The 13,768-nt window shown below is 56.6% G+C and carries 12 protein-coding genes and 1 tRNA gene; 3 read left to right on the forward strand and 10 right to left on the reverse strand.

All coding sequences use genetic code 11. From position 1 onward, the window contains the following. Positions 1–15 precede the first annotated feature (15 nt). The 6 genes from pheS to GH659_RS11525 all read right to left on the reverse strand — a co-directional run bounded on the left by pheS (position 16) and on the right by GH659_RS11525 (position 4,372). Entirely contained in the window at positions 16–1,062 is a 1,047-nt protein-coding gene (gene pheS, locus GH659_RS11500; protein ID WP_153111551.1) for a phenylalanine--tRNA ligase subunit alpha, read from the reverse strand. A gap of 62 nt (positions 1,063–1,124) precedes the next feature. Further along, positions 1,125–1,484 carry a 50S ribosomal protein L20 gene (rplT, locus tag GH659_RS11505; RefSeq protein ID WP_153111552.1) on the reverse strand — a complete coding sequence of 120 codons (360 nt, stop codon included), beginning with the start codon at positions 1,482–1,484 and terminating at the stop codon, positions 1,125–1,127. 10 nt (positions 1,485–1,494) lie between these two features. Next, positions 1,495–1,692 carry a 50S ribosomal protein L35 gene (rpmI, locus tag GH659_RS11510; protein ID WP_153111553.1) on the reverse strand — a complete coding sequence of 66 codons (198 nt, stop codon included), beginning with the start codon at positions 1,690–1,692 and terminating at the stop codon, positions 1,495–1,497. Between the two features lie 82 nt (positions 1,693–1,774). Beyond that, positions 1,775–2,323 (reverse strand): translation initiation factor IF-3, encoded by a 549-nt coding sequence (gene infC, locus GH659_RS11515; protein WP_425499994.1) that lies wholly within the window; start codon positions 2,321–2,323, stop codon positions 1,775–1,777. Further along, positions 2,323–4,239, reverse strand: coding sequence for a threonine--tRNA ligase (gene thrS, locus GH659_RS11520; RefSeq protein ID WP_153111555.1), 1,917 nt, complete (start codon positions 4,237–4,239; stop codon positions 2,323–2,325). The genes infC and thrS overlap by 1 nt, the downstream gene beginning before the upstream one ends. Before the next feature lie 56 nt (positions 4,240–4,295). Beyond that, positions 4,296–4,372: transfer RNA gene (locus GH659_RS11525), tRNA-Val, on the reverse strand. 176 nt (positions 4,373–4,548) lie between these two features. Between GH659_RS11525 and alr the strand changes: the two genes are divergently transcribed. The 3 genes from alr to GH659_RS11540 all read left to right on the forward strand — a co-directional run bounded on the left by alr (position 4,549) and on the right by GH659_RS11540 (position 9,626). After that, a complete protein-coding gene (alr, locus tag GH659_RS11530) occupies positions 4,549–5,631 on the forward strand; it encodes an alanine racemase (protein ID WP_153111556.1) in 1,083 nt (360 codons plus the stop codon). 11 nt (positions 5,632–5,642) lie between these two features. Next, on the forward strand, positions 5,643–7,001 hold the full coding sequence (radA, locus tag GH659_RS11535; RefSeq protein ID WP_153111557.1) for a DNA repair protein RadA: 1,359 nt from the start codon (positions 5,643–5,645) through the stop codon (positions 6,999–7,001). Between the two features lie 96 nt (positions 7,002–7,097). Next, positions 7,098–9,626: an ABC transporter permease gene (locus GH659_RS11540; RefSeq protein WP_153111558.1), complete on the forward strand. Its 2,529-nt coding sequence runs from the start codon at positions 7,098–7,100 to the stop codon at positions 9,624–9,626. On the opposite strand, the gene prmB is transcribed toward GH659_RS11540, so the two are convergent. Genes prmB through dapD form a run of 4 tightly spaced genes read right to left on the reverse strand, consistent with a single transcriptional unit; the run spans position 9,609 to position 13,760 of the window. Beyond that, positions 9,609–10,553: a 50S ribosomal protein L3 N(5)-glutamine methyltransferase gene (gene prmB / locus GH659_RS11545; protein ID WP_281349749.1), complete on the reverse strand. Its 945-nt coding sequence runs from the start codon at positions 10,551–10,553 to the stop codon at positions 9,609–9,611. The two genes, GH659_RS11540 and prmB, sit on opposite strands and share 18 nt — an antisense overlap. Before the next feature lie 16 nt (positions 10,554–10,569). Next, positions 10,570–11,703 (reverse strand): succinyl-diaminopimelate desuccinylase, encoded by a 1,134-nt coding sequence (dapE, locus tag GH659_RS11550; protein ID WP_246167826.1) that lies wholly within the window; start codon positions 11,701–11,703, stop codon positions 10,570–10,572. Beyond that, a complete protein-coding gene (locus GH659_RS11555; protein WP_153111560.1) occupies positions 11,693–12,889 on the reverse strand; it encodes a PilT/PilU family type 4a pilus ATPase in 1,197 nt (398 codons plus the stop codon). Before GH659_RS11555 ends, dapE begins: the two co-directional genes overlap by 11 nt. Before the next feature lie 49 nt (positions 12,890–12,938). Further along, positions 12,939–13,760 carry a 2,3,4,5-tetrahydropyridine-2,6-dicarboxylate N-succinyltransferase gene (gene dapD / locus GH659_RS11560; RefSeq protein ID WP_153111561.1) on the reverse strand — a complete coding sequence of 274 codons (822 nt, stop codon included), beginning with the start codon at positions 13,758–13,760 and terminating at the stop codon, positions 12,939–12,941. Positions 13,761–13,768: the final 8 nt, after the last annotated feature.

The following is a 13,768-nucleotide window of genomic DNA, read 5'->3' on the forward strand; positions in this document are numbered from 1 at the left end:
TATCACCAATAGCCATCAAACGAACTGCCGCAGGAAGCGCAGGTCACCGTCAAAGAAGAGGCGCAGGTCGTTGACCCCGTAGCGCAGCATCGTCAGTCGATCAGGCCCCATTCCGAAGGCAAAACCGATGTACTTTTCGGGATCAATATTGACGTGCCTGAGAACGTTCGGGTGGACCATGCCGCAACCAGCAATCTCGAGCCAACGTCCTTTCAGTGCTCCGCTCATGAATGCAACGTCAATTTCGGCTGACGGTTCGGTAAAAGGGAAGAAGGATGGGCGGAAACGAACCTGCAGGTCGTCGCTTTCAAAGAAGCGCCGGAGAAAATCTGCGATGACGCCTTTAAGGTCAGCAAAGCTGACGTTTTCACCGATCCATAACCCTTCGACCTGATGGAACATCGGCGAGTGGGTTGCGTCAGAGTCCACTCGATATACGCGGCCAGGTGCGATGATCCGGATTTCCGGCATCGTCTCGAGATGAGAAAACTTCTCGACATGCGCTTGCATATAGCGAACTTGAATTGGGCTGGTATGCGTACGCAGGAGGATGTCTTCTGCAACCTTGCCGTTTTCGTCAAGCAAGTAGAAAGTGTCGTGCATTGACCGGGCGGGGTGGTCTTCCGGTGTGTTCAATGCCGTAAAATTCTGAAAATCAGCTTCAATTTCAGGGCCGTCGGCGACTTCAAAGCCAATCGATCTGAATAGGCCTTCGATGCGTTCAAGGGTGCGTGTTACAGGGTGAAGCCCGCCGCGTATTTCGCCGCGTCCAGGGAGGGTGACGTCAAGTGCTTCGCTGGCTAGACGCGCATCAAGCGCAAGTCGACGAATGGCTTCGCGCCGCGCATTGAGCGCGTTCTCAATAGACTCTTTGGCGCGATTGATAGCCGCGCCTGCAGTTTTGCGCTCTTCGGGCGCCAACCTGGACAGCCCCTTGAGCAATTCGGTAATTTGTCCGCTTTTCCCTATAAACCGAGCTTTTATTTGTTCGAGGGTGTCGGGGTCGTCTGTTGCAGCAAATGCTGCTGCAGCTTCTTCTGCGATTTGATCAAGGTTCTGCATGCTTTTCAATTTTCAACAGAAAAAAAAGGAGGCCCGAGCCTCCTTTTTTAGCACTCGTCCAGTTAGACGCTCAGCTGAGCTTTAGCCTGTGTCGCCAAAGCGGCAAACGCCGGCTTGTCAAAAACTGCCAAATCGGCCAACACCTTACGGTCGACTTCAATCTGAGCCTTTTTCAGGCCGTTCATGAAGGTGCTGTACTTCAGGCCGAGTTCGCGGGCGGCAGCGTTGATACGAGCGATCCACAGCGCGCGGAACTGACGTTTGCGCTGGCGGCGGTCACGATAGGCGTATTGCCCTGCCTTCATCACCGCTTGTTTGGCGATGCGGTATACGTTCTTCCGGCGGCCGCGGTAACCCTTGGCTTGAGCGAGGACTTTTTTATGGCGCGCGCGCGCCGTTACACCACGTTTAACTCGGGGCATTTATATCTCCTTAAGCGTAAGGCATCATGGCGCGAACCATGGCCTTGTCGGAGTCATGCACTCCGGTCATGCCACGCAATTGACGCTTGGCCTTGGTTGTTTTCTTGGTCAGGATATGGCGCTTAAACGCTTGTCCGCGCTTAACCCGGCCATTTGCACTGACCTTGAAGCGCTTTTTCGCGCTGCTCTTGGTCTTCATCTTGGGCATTGAATGCTCCTGTTATTAACATGGCAACAGGTGTTTCCCGGCGGGAATTCTTTTTGACCTGGTGTCACTTTGGGTGCTGCAATTACTTCTTTTTTGCTGGCGCAAGAACCATCACCATTTGTCGGCCTTCCATTTTCGGCATTTGCTCAACAGAGGCAAATTCCTGAAGGTCGATTTTGATCCGCTCTATCTGGCGCATGCCAATTTCCTGGTGGGCCATCTCGCGACCACGAAAACGAAGCGTAACTTTTACTTTGTCGTTTTCCTGCAGAAAACGGATCATATTCCGAAGCTTGATCTGGTAATCGTTTTCATCCGTTCCTGGGCGCAACTTGACCTCTTTGACCTGCACCTGCTTTTGCTTGAGTTTTTGCTCGTGCTGTCGCTTCTGTTCCTGATATTTAAATTTGCCGTAATCCATGATTCGGCAAACAGGCGGCTGAGCCAGCGGGGCTATTTCAACCAGATCAACACCAGCCTCTTCGGCAAGATGAAGAGCTTGGCGGATGCTCATGATTCCTAGCGCTTCTCCCTCGATACCGACCAGGCGGATTTCCGGAGTAGTGATTTCTTCATTTGTGCGCTGAGACTTTTGCAGTGCGATGGTACTGCTCCTTATTAAAACAAAAATTAAGCCGTGCCACTTCGCGCCACGACTTCGCTCTGAAGTCGTTCGATCAGGCTCTCAAGGGGCATTTGCCCGAGATCCTGACCGCCGCGGGTACGCACGGCAACCAGATTTGCTGCCATTTCCTTGTCGCCAACTACAACTTGGTAAGGCAGCTTGTTCAAGCTATGTTCGCGTATTTTATAGGTAATTTTTTCGTTGCGCAAATCGCATTCAGCCCGAATTCCCGCGTCGCACAGGATTTGCGCAACCTTCCGGGCATATTCGCTCTGCTTTTCCGAAATATTCAGAACGACGGCTTGCGCCGGCGCCAGCCAAAGGGGGAGGGCGCCTGACCAGTTCTCGATCAGGATGCCAATGAAGCGTTCGAGAGAGCCAAGAATTGCGCGGTGCAACATCACCGGTGTGTGGCGCGCATTGTCCTCGCCAACAAACTCGGCTTCAAGCCTGACGGGCATCGAGAAGTCGACCTGGACTGTGCCGCACTGCCACGAACGGCCAATGGCGTCCTTGATGTGAAATTCGATTTTTGGGCCGTAGAAAGCGCCTTCGCCGGGCAATTCTTCCCATTCGAGTCCGGATGATCGGAGGGCTTCGCGCAGTGCGAGCTCTGCTTTATCCCAAACCTCGTCGGTGCCGACTCGTTTTTCTGGGCGCAGTGCCAATTTCACCGAGACGTCTTCAAAGCCAAAGTCGGCGTACACTTTGCGCACTAGGGCGTTGAAGGCCGTGACTTCAGTTTGAATCTGGTCTTCTGTACAGAAGATGTGACCATCGTCCTGTGTAAACCCTCGAACGCGCATGATTCCATGCAGGGCGCCGGAGGGCTCGTTACGGTGGCAAGATCCGAATTCGCCGTATCGCAGAGGAAGATCCCGGTAACTACGCAAGCCACTGTTGAAAATTTGAATATGGCCAGGACAGTTCATTGGCTTGATGGCAAAGTCGCGTTTCTCCGACTCTGTGGTGAACATGTTGTCCTTGTAGTTCTCCCAGTGGCCGGACTTTTCCCAGAGGCTCCGGTCGAGAATTTGCGGGCACTTCACCTCGAGGTAGCCGTTGTCCTGGTAGACGCGACGCATATATTGCTCAACCTGCTGCCATACAACCCAGCCTTTGGGGTGCCAGAAAATCATGCCCGGCGCTTCATCTTGCAGGTGGAACAGATCGAGTTGGCGGCCAAGACGGCGATGGTCGCGTTTTTCGGCTTCCTCGAGCATTGTGAGGTAGGCGTCTTGATCCTCTTTTTTTGCCCACGCCGTCCCGTAGATACGTTGCAGTTGTTCGTTGCGGTGGTCGCCTCGCCAATAAGCTCCGGCAACTTTCATCAGCTTGAATACTTTCAGCTTGCCGGTTGTCGGCACGTGCGGCCCGCGGCAAAGGTCAATAAAGTCGCCTTCGCGGTAAAGTGATACTTCCTGGTCTGGCGGAATCGCCTCAATGAGTTCGGCTTTATAGTGCTCGCCGATCGACTTGAAAAAGGCGGTGGCGTCGTCGCGTTTCCATACCTCGCGGGTAACGGGAATGTCCTTTTTTGCCAATTCCGACATCCGCTTTTCGATCGTGATGAGATCTTCCGGCGTGAACGGGCGCCTGAAAGCGAAATCGTAGTAAAAGCCGTTGTCCACAACTGGGCCAATGGTGACCTGGGCCTCGGGGAAGAGTTCTTTTACCGCATGGGCCAGAAGGTGGGCGGTCGAGTGTCGAATGACTTCGAGGCCCTCTGGGTCTTTGTCGGTGATGATGCTGAGTTGGGCATCGGATTCGATCGTAAAAGAAGCGTCGACCAGCTTGCCGTCGACCTTGCCGGCCAACGCGGCGCGCGCAAGTCCTGCGCCAATGCTTTGAGCGACTTCCGCAACGCTAACCGGTTGCGCGAATTCCCGTTGAGACCCATCAGGCAAAGTGATGACTGTCATGTTGCGACCCCGAAAATGAAAAAAGCCAGAGACGGGCTCTGGCTTTTTTGGAATTTTGGTAGGCGCGATTGGATTCGAACCAACGACCCCCACCATGTCAAGGTGGTGCTCTAACCAACTGAGCTACGCGCCTTCTTTGCCACCGAGCTGCTCGCGGCACCGAAGAAGCTGCGCATTCTACAGTAATTAGACGGAGAGTCAACTTGTTTTGCGTTTTTTTTATAAGGAATTCGACAATTCAGTCGTGGCAGTCATTCTTGGGGCAAAATCATCACCCCTTTCAGACCTTGCAATAGAGGAAGCGCAATCATGCCTCGCCCGATACAAGCTCATATCAATTCGTCAGCAATCCGACACAACTATCTCGTAGCCAAGCGATTTGCTGCGTCTGGAGCGAATGGAGCGAAAGCGTGGGCCGTGGTAAAAGCAAACGCCTATGGACATGGCTTGTTCCGGATCGCTAATGCCTTGCGCGATGTGGCCGATGGATTTGCTTTGCTGGAAATTGAAGCGGCCATCGCTTTGCGGGAGGCCGGATTTCAGCATCCCATCTTGCTCATGGAAGGCTTTTTCGATGCTGAGGATTTGGCCGCTTGCATCGCATATGGCTTCACCGCCTGTGTGCACCAGATGTATCAGTTGCAGATGATCCGAAAGGCCCAGCCTGCAGTACCAATGCCCATTTATCTCAAGCTCAATACAGGGATGAACCGCCTGGGGTTCGTGCCTGAGCAAATTCCTGCGCTGCGGAGCGAACTGGCGCAGAATCCGGCGATTGGATCGGTCACCTTAATGATGCATTTCGCCGAAGCGGATGGCGAGAGAGGGATTGATTGGCAGGTCAAAGAGTTCGCCCAAATGTGCACCGGGCTGGATCATCCCGTTTCTATGGCCAACTCAGCGGCCATTATTAACTTCCCGCAAACAGCACACGATTGGGTCCGGCCGGGCATCATGCTCTATGGCAGCAGTCCGTTTGCCGACGTTTCAGCGAAACAATTGGAGTTGACTCCCGTCATGACATTAACCAGTCGCATCCTCGCGGTGCAAAAAATTCAGCCTGGTGAACGCGTGGGTTATGGGGGCACATTTGTCGCTACAAGACCGACGAGGGTTGGCATTGTCGCCTGTGGCTACGCTGACGGTTACCCGCGCCATGCATCGACGGGCACCCCCATTTTGGTCAACGGAGTGCGAACACAGACTCTTGGCCGGGTATCGATGGACATGTTGGCTTGTGACCTTACGGATCTTCCGGAAGCGGATATCGGTGCTCCGGTCGTCTTGTGGGGAGAGGGCTTGTCGGCAGACGAAGTGGCGGCTGCGGCCGGAACGATCAGCTACGAGTTGTTTTGCGCCCTTGCGCCGCGTGTGCCGGTCGTCGAAATCTGAAAGCAGCCAGAATGGCCAAGACAAAAAACGTTTTTATTTGCGCTGATTGCGGAGCAGCTTCCCCGAAGTGGCAGGGGCAATGTCCAGGATGCGGTGCATGGAATACCCTCGTGGAAAGCGTTGCGGAGGTTGCCGCTTCCGGGCGTTTTGCTTCATTGGCCGGTTCGGCTCGGTTGCAGACTCTTTCGGAAATCGAGGCGCGCGAGGAAGACCGTTTGCCGACGGGTATCGGTGAATTCGACCGCGCTTTGGGGGGCGGCCTTGTTGCCGGGGGCGTCGTATTGATCGGCGGCGACCCGGGGATTGGCAAGAGTACGCTGCTGTTGCAGGCACTGACCTCGTTATCTGCAGGGAGTCGTGTCCTTTACGTGAGCGGCGAGGAATCGGGGCAACAGATTGCGCTGCGGGCACGGCGATTGTCACTCGATACGCAAAACCTCAAGCTTTTGGCCGAAATCAATCTCGAAAAGATTCTGGCGACGTTGCAGGCGGAAAAACCGCAAGTCGCGGTGATCGATTCGATCCAGACCCTTTGGTCCGAGCAGCTTAGTTCTGCCCCCGGGTCGGTGGCGCAAGTACGCGAATGTGCGGCGCAACTGACACGCCTGGCCAAACTCGCCGGGGTGACGGTCATCCTGGTCGGGCATGTGACGAAGGAGGGGGCGCTTGCCGGGCCACGCGTGCTCGAGCATATCGTCGACACGGTACTGTATTTCGAGGGGGATACGCACTCGAGTTTCAGGTTGATCCGGGCGGTCAAGAACCGTTACGGCGCGGTCAATGAAATTGGCGTTTTTGCGATGACTGACAAAGGACTCAAAGGTGTCAGCAATCCGTCGGCGATGTTTCTATCGCAACACGGCCAGAATGTCCCCGGTTCCTGCGTGCTGGTGACTCAAGAGGGAACGCGACCATTGCTGGTCGAAATTCAGGCGTTAGTCGATCAAGCGCATGGCAATCCGCGCCGCCTGACTGTGGGGCTGGATGCCCAGCGGCTCGCCATGCTTTTGGCCGTTCTTCATCGTCACGCCGGTATTTTGTGTTTCGATCAGGATGTATTCGTTAATGCCGTCGGTGGGGTCAAAATCACCGAACCTGCGGCGGATTTATCGGTGTTGCTATCGATCGTTTCTTCACTTAAAAACAAATCGTTACCAAATAAACTTATAGTTTTTGGTGAGGTTGGGCTGGCGGGTGAGATACGTCCGGCACCGCGCGGGCAGGAGCGACTCAAGGAAGCGGCCAAGCTCGGTTTTACCCGGGCCATCATTCCGGAGGCCAACAGGCCAAAGCAACCAATCGACGGAATGGAGGTCATTTCCGTAAAACGTATCGATGAAGCCTTCGACCGCTTGCGGGAATTGGAATAGGCCAACCGGAAGGGGCGAAAAGCGTCGCTCCTGGTTTCCTCGCAATGAGATGGCGCGCTAATTTGATCTGGGCGGTGATGGGAAAGGCAATTCAGCATGAACCATTTTTCATTCATCCTCAAAATGTTGCGTCGGGAAGGCTCGTCCGGCGAATTGCATCTGCTTGCCGCCGCGTTGGTGATTGCGGTGGCAGCCTTAACCGCTGTCGGTTTCTTTACTGACCGCGTTCGTCAAGCATTGACGCTTGAAGCCAACCAGTTGATTGGCGCCGATCTTGTGCTTACCTCCGATCATCCGTGGTCGACCACAATCTCCGACGAAGTAAAACGGCGTGGTCTTGAAAACACGGAGACTCGCACATTTCCCAGCATGGTAACGACGACGGGTGGGGGCGACCTTGCGCGGGCGCAACTTGCCGAGATCAAGGCCGTTTCCGAAGGTTATCCGTTACGCGGTAACTTGCGAATCGCTCCGCAACTCTATGCCCCCGATGCGGTTACGAAAGCTATCCCGCTACCTGGCGCGGTGTGGATCGATGAACGCCTGGCGGCAGCGCTTGAGGCCAGGGTTGGCGATGTTTTGTCCGTCGGTCGCTCGAATTTGCGGGTATCGGCCGTGCTGACGTTGGAACCGGATCGCGGCGTTAATTTCTTCAGTGTTGCCCCACGTCTGTTGATGAACTTGACGGATATCGAGGCCACCGCCCTGATTCAACCCGGAAGCCGCGTGTCGTATCGGCTGCTTGTTGCTGGAGAGTATAATGAAATCAAAAAATTACGATCGATAGTTTATAAATTGCTAGAGCATGGGGCGCGCGTTGAAGATTCAGAAACGGCCCGGCCTGAAATCCGCTCCGCCTTGGAGCGCGCACAACGTTTTCTCGGTTTAGCGGCTTTACTGACGGTCGTTCTGGCGGCCGTTGCCGTGTCGTTGGCCTCTCGACGCTATATGCAACGCCATCTCGATTCCTGCGCGATCATGCGTTGTCTTGGCGCCACGCAGGGGGCGTTGCTTGGCATCCATGCCGGCCAGTTCGTGGTTCTGGGCGTCGTTGCCTGCGTTGTGGGGGCGGGAATCGGCTACGTGGCACATTTTGCGCTTTATGCGTGGCTGGCGCATTTGTTGGCGACTCCCTTGCCGGGGCCGGGTTGGTTGCCGCTGCTCCAGGGAGTTCTGACCGGCTTGTTGCTCCTGATGGGCTTCTCCTTGCCGCCGCTCTTTCAATTGAAAAATGTATCGACGTTACGTGTGTTGCGGCGTGAACTTGTCTCCGGAACCCTCCCGTTTTTCCGACTCTTTGTCGGCTACGCGATCGGTTTGGCCGCGCTTGCCGGGTTGATGTTCTGGGTGGCGGGCGAATTGCGCCTCGGTTCCTACGTGGTTGGCGGGTTTTCTCTGGCGATGGTGGTTTTTGCCACGGTTGCGCGCCTGTCGATCCGCTTGCTGAACCTGTTTCGTCACGGATCGGGCAAGGCCAATGGGCACATTGGCTGGCGTTATGGGTTCGCCAGCCTCGAGCGGCGTTCGGGAGCGAGTGTCATCCAGATTGTTGCACTTTCCCTCGGCTTTATGGCCTTGTTGCTCCTGACCGTAACGCGGAATGATTTGCTGTCGGCCTGGCAGGCGGCGCTTCCCCCTGAAGCGCCAAACCGATTCGCGGTGAACATTCAGCCCGAACAGCTCGCGGGGGTTCGGCAGTTTTATGCTTCCTCCGGCCTCCACCCGGAGTTCTCTCCGATGGTGCGGGGGCGCCTGATCCGCGTGAACGGCATCGAGGTAAGCCCGAGTCAATATGACGACGATCGGGCAAAGCGCTTGGTGGAGAGGGAATTCAACCTTTCGTATCGCTTGGCGCTGCCAGAGGGAAATGCAGTCACTGCCGGACGCTGGTTTGGTGAAGTGGACGAAGGGCAGGGGATTGCCTCCGTCGAGGAGGGGTTGGCCAACCGACTTGGCTTGCGGGTTGGCGACCGGCTTGAATTCAACATCGCCGGAGACAGCGTCGAGGTTCGCATCGTTGGCTTGCGTAAGTTGAACTGGGATTCGATGCGTGTGAATTTCTTTGTGCTGACACCGCCCAAAGTGCTCGAACGCTACCCGGCAAGCTGGATCACCAGTTTTTACCTCGCTCCGGAGAGAACGGATTTTGTAAATCGCCTGATTCGCGAATTCCCAAACCTGACGGTAATCGACGTGGCGGCCATTGTTCGCCAGTTGCAGTCGATTCTGGATCAGGTTGCGCGGGCTGTTCAGTTTATTTTTCTTTTTACCTTGGCTGCTGGAATTGTCGTTCTCTATGCGGCGCTGGCTTCGGCCGCGGAAGAGCGCCGTTATGAATTGGCTGTTATGCGGGCGCTCGGGGCGCGCCGGGAGCAATTACGGCGAGCCTTGCTGGCCGAGTTCGCAGCGGTAGGGGCTCTGTCGGGGTTGATCGCGGCGCTCGGCGCCAGCGCCATCGGTCAAGCTCTGGCCAGCAAAGCATTTCAACTCGAGGTCGGGATCAATCTCTGGCTGATGCCGGCCGCCATGGCTGGCGGCGCGGTTGTCGTGATGGCGGCGGGGTGGTTTGCGGCGGCGCGGCTGATCAGCACGCCGCCGCTGGAGGCGTTACGCGTCGGTGTTTGAGGCGTTGCCGGCAAGGTCCGCCTCTGGCAGATCTTCGCGGCGGAGCATGAAGACGTAACGGTCGCCCGCCGCCGTGTCGAGCCAGACGAAGGGCAAGTCGGGGAAGGCGAGTTCCAGCTCATCCTTGTTGTGCCCGATTTCGACGACCAGAACGCCGCCTGGATTGAGGTGGCGTGCCGCCTCCTTGAGCAGGAGACGCGTGAAATCAAGCCCGTCTTTGCCGCTGGCCAGCGCCAGTTCGGGCTCGCGCCGGTATTCGTCAGGCAGGTGAGCCATCGACTCGGCATTGACGTAAGGCGGATTCGAAATAATGACGTCGTAGCGCTCATCCGGAACGGCAGCAAAAGCGTCGGACTGGATCAGGCGAACGCGATCGACGAGTTCATAGTCATCGACGTTTTTCCGGGCAACCGCCAAGGCGTCTGTCGAGATATCGATGGCGTCAACACTGGCCTCCGGAAAAGCTTCTGCAGCGAGGATGGCCAAGCAACCTGATCCGGTGCACAGATCGAGAACTCGGCCCACGGCCCACGGATCATTGACCCACGGGCTGAGATGTTCACGCAGAAGCTCGGCGATGTGCGAGCGGGGAACGATGACCCGTTCATCGACATAGAAGCGGAAGTCGCCAAGCCAGGCTTCATGGGTCAGGTAGGCCGCCGGGAGACGTTCGGTAATACGGCGCCGGATGATTTTGAGTGCTGCTGTGCGCTCGGTGCTGGTCAGGCGTGCATCCATGTAAGGATCGAGTTGATGCAGCGGCAAGTGCAGTGTCTGCAGCAACAGATAAGCCGCTTCATCCCAGGCGTTATCGGTGCCGTGGCCAAAAAAAACTTCGGCTTCGGTGAAACGGCTCACGGCAAAGCGCATCAGGTCGCGCAGCGTGGAGAGTTCGGCTTGAGCTTGTTCGAATAGGTCAGTGGTCACTGGTGTCGATGGGTAGTTACGGAAGAAGTTGTTCGAGAATGCGCCGATAGATCGATGAAAGCTGCGTTAGCGCGGCGATTTCGACGCATTCGTTGATTTTGTGGATGGTGGCGTTGACCGGTCCGATTTCGATGACTTGCGGGCAGAGCTCGGCAATGAAGCGGCCATCGGAAGTGCCCCCCGTGGTCGATAGTTCGGAGTCGATGCCAAGTTCTTCACGGATGGCGTTGAGCGATGCCTCGACCAGTTCGCCACCGCCGGTCAGGAACGGTTTGGCGCCGAGCGTCCAGGCAATTTCGTAGTCAAGTCCGTGCCTGTCCAGAATGGCACAAAGCTTGTGCTGCAACTCTCCTGGCGTACTGGCCGTCGAAAAACGGAAGTTGAAGAGGATATCGACATGTCCCGGAATGACGTTGTTCGCGCCGGTTCCGGCGTGGATGTTCGAGATTTGCCAGGTCGTTGGCGGAAAGAATTCATTGCCTTGGTCCCACGTGGTGGCCGCCAGTTCGGCAATGGCGGGCGCGGCCAGGTGAATCGGATTCTTGGCCAGATGCGGGTAAGCGATGTGTCCCTGAATTCCCTTGATCGTCAGCCTGGCCGAGAGCGAGCCACGACGGCCATTCTTGACCATGTCGCCGAGCTTGGAGACTGCCGTCGGTTCGCCGACCAGGCAGTAATCCATGCGTTCTCCGCGTGCCTGCAACGACTCGATCACGGCGACCGTGCCATCGACGGCATCGCCTTCCTCGTCGGAGGTCAGCAAGAACGCGATTGAGCCCGAATGATCGGGGTGCTGCGCAAGAAAGGCTTCCGTTGCCGTAACAAAGGCGGCGAGTGAACCTTTCATGTCGGCGGCGCCGCGTCCGTAAAGGAAACCGTCGTGCTGCGAGGGTGTAAAAGGTGGCGTCAGCCATTGCTCGGCTGGTCCCGGAGGAACGACGTCCGTGTGGCCCGCAAAGCAGAAGAGGGGAGCCGAATTGCCGCGACGCGCCCAGAGGTTGGTGACACCGCCGCGATTGATGTATTCGAACGTAAAGCCGAGGGGCTTGAGGCGCGCCTCTATGATTGCCATGCAGCCTTTGTCGTCGGGGGTAACCGAGGGGCAGGCAATCAGTTGTTCGGCGAGAGCGAGTGTAGGGTCAAGGGGCATGTTGTTCTTCAACGGGGGGCTCATCCAGGCTTAACGAGAATTCGGTGAACGACGTGCCATTTGGGTGGGTCTCGGCGAAGTCGAGCGGAACGTCCTCGGCGGGCGCGCTATTTTGCCCGGGGACGCCGATTTGCGAATTGTTGATCAGCCAAGAAAGGTTGGTGGGCGAGTCGGCATGGGCCAATGCTTCATCAAGCGTGATGATGCCCTCTTTGTAGAGCCGAAAAAGATCCTGTTCGAAAGTTTGTGACCCCGGCGCCAGGCTTTGCTCCATCGCTTCCTTGATGGCCTGAATTTCACCGCGCTCGATCAATTCCTGGATATGGCGCGTGTTCAGCAGGACTTCGGCTGCCGGGGTGCGTTTACCGTCCGGTTTCGTGACCAGGCGCTGCGAGATGATCGCTTTCAGGCTGGCCGAGAGATCGAGGTAGAGAGCTGTGCGGTTTTCGAGCGGGAAGAAATTGATGATCCGGTTCAGTGCGTGATAGCTGTTGTTGGCATGCAGGGTGGCCAGGCACAAATGCCCGGTCTGGGCATAAGCGATTGCTGCCTGCATCGTTTCCTTGTCGCGGATTTCACCGATCAGGATGCAGTCCGGCGCCTGACGCATGGCGTTTTTGAGCGCGTGTTCCCAGCCCAGCGTATCCATGCCAAGTTCGCGCTGGTTGACGATCGATTTTTTGTGCTTGAACAGGTATTCGATCGGATCTTCGATGGTCAGGATATGTCCGGTGCGGTTGGCGTTCCGGTAATCGAGCATCGAGGCGATGGTGGTCGATTTGCCGGAGCCGGTAGCACCGACGATCAGGACCAGCCCCCGTTTTTCCATGACGACATCGGCGAGAATCGGCGGCAGCATCAGCGTGTCCAGCGCTGGAATGTTGCCAAGAATGAAGCGGACGACAATCGAAATCGATCCGCGTTGGCGGAACAGGTTGATCCGGAAATTGCCAACGTTCGGAACGCCAAAGGAGAGGTTCATCTCCATCGTCGCTTCAAACGTCCTCGCCTGATCCGGCGTCAGGAGTTCATAGGCAATCTTTTCGATCATTGCCGGTGTCATCACCTGCTGATTGATCGGGTGAGAATTGCCCTGGATCTTGATGTGGATGGGGACGCCGGCGGAGATAAAAAGGTCTGAAGCCTGTTTTTCCGACATCAGCTGGAAGAGCTTATCCAGAATCATGTGTTCTCCGCCGGGAGGTGAGAATGAATGGGTGAATGAATACTAGCGATCAGTCGCCGCGCAGCAGATCGTTGATGCTGGTCTTGGCGCGAGTTTTGGCGTCGACCTTCTTGACGATCACGGCGCAGTAGAGACTGTGGCTGCCATCTTTGGCCGGCAGGTTGCCGGAAACAACGACCGAGCCCGGCGGAATGAAGCCATAGCTGACTTCGCCCGTCTCGCGGTCGTAAATCTTGGTCGATTGGCCGATATAGACGCCCATCGAGATCACCGAGCCTTCGCCGACGATAACGCCTTCGACGATTTCGGAGCGCGCACCGATGAAGCAGTTGTCTTCGATGATCGTCGGGTTGGCCTGCAGAGGCTCCAGCACGCCACCGATGCCGACGCCGCCCGACAGATGCACGTTCTTGCCGATCTGCGCGCACGAGCCGACCGTGGCCCACGTATCGACCATCGTGCCTTCGTCAACGTATGCGCCGATGTTCACGTAGGAAGGCATCAGGATGGCGTTTTTCGCGATATACGCCCCTTTGCGCACGACGGCCGGCGGAACGACGCGGAAGCCGCCGCGGACGAAATCCTGCTCGCTCCAGTCGGCAAACTTGGTGTCGACCTTGTCGTAGAAGTGCAGGTCGCCGCCTTGCTGAAGAACGTTGTCTCGAATGCGGAACGAGAGCAGGACGGCCTTCTTGATCCACTGGTGGGTGACCCACTCGCCGTTGATTTTTTCCGACACGCGCAGCGTCCCGGCGTCGAGCGAGCCGATGACCTGATTGATGGCGGCGATGGTATCAACGGGCGATTGCGGCGAGAGTTCGGCGCGGCGTTCCCAGAGTTCTTCGATGAGTGCTTGCAGAGGGTGCGTCATGAAATGTT

The sequence above is a fragment of the Propionivibrio limicola genome (genome assembly GCF_009469695.1).
Lineage (GTDB): Bacteria > Pseudomonadota > Gammaproteobacteria > Burkholderiales > Rhodocyclaceae > Propionivibrio > Propionivibrio limicola.

Bases quoted from the DNA above. Each gene is read 5' to 3' on its own strand.
- pheS (WP_153111551.1), bottom strand. From the start codon at position 1,062: ATGCAGAACCTTGATCAAATCGCAGAAGAAGCTGCAGCAGCATTTGCT.
- rplT (WP_153111552.1), bottom strand. From the start codon at position 1,484: ATGCCCCGAGTTAAACGTGGTGTAACGGCGCGCGCGCGCCATAAAAAA.
- rpmI (WP_153111553.1), bottom strand. From the start codon at position 1,692: ATGCCCAAGATGAAGACCAAGAGCAGCGCGAAAAAGCGCTTCAAGGTC.
- thrS (WP_153111555.1), bottom strand. From the start codon at position 4,239: ATGACAGTCATCACTTTGCCTGATGGGTCTCAACGGGAATTCGCGCAA.
- alr (WP_153111556.1), top strand. From the start codon at position 4,549: ATGCCTCGCCCGATACAAGCTCATATCAATTCGTCAGCAATCCGACAC.
- radA (WP_153111557.1), top strand. From the start codon at position 5,643: ATGGCCAAGACAAAAAACGTTTTTATTTGCGCTGATTGCGGAGCAGCT.
- GH659_RS11540 (WP_153111558.1), top strand. From the start codon at position 7,098: ATGAACCATTTTTCATTCATCCTCAAAATGTTGCGTCGGGAAGGCTCG.
- dapE (WP_246167826.1), bottom strand. From the start codon at position 11,703: ATGCCCCTTGACCCTACACTCGCTCTCGCCGAACAACTGATTGCCTGC.
- GH659_RS11555 (WP_153111560.1), bottom strand. From the start codon at position 12,889: ATGATTCTGGATAAGCTCTTCCAGCTGATGTCGGAAAAACAGGCTTCA.
- dapD (WP_153111561.1), bottom strand. From the start codon at position 13,760: ATGACGCACCCTCTGCAAGCACTCATCGAAGAACTCTGGGAACGCCGC.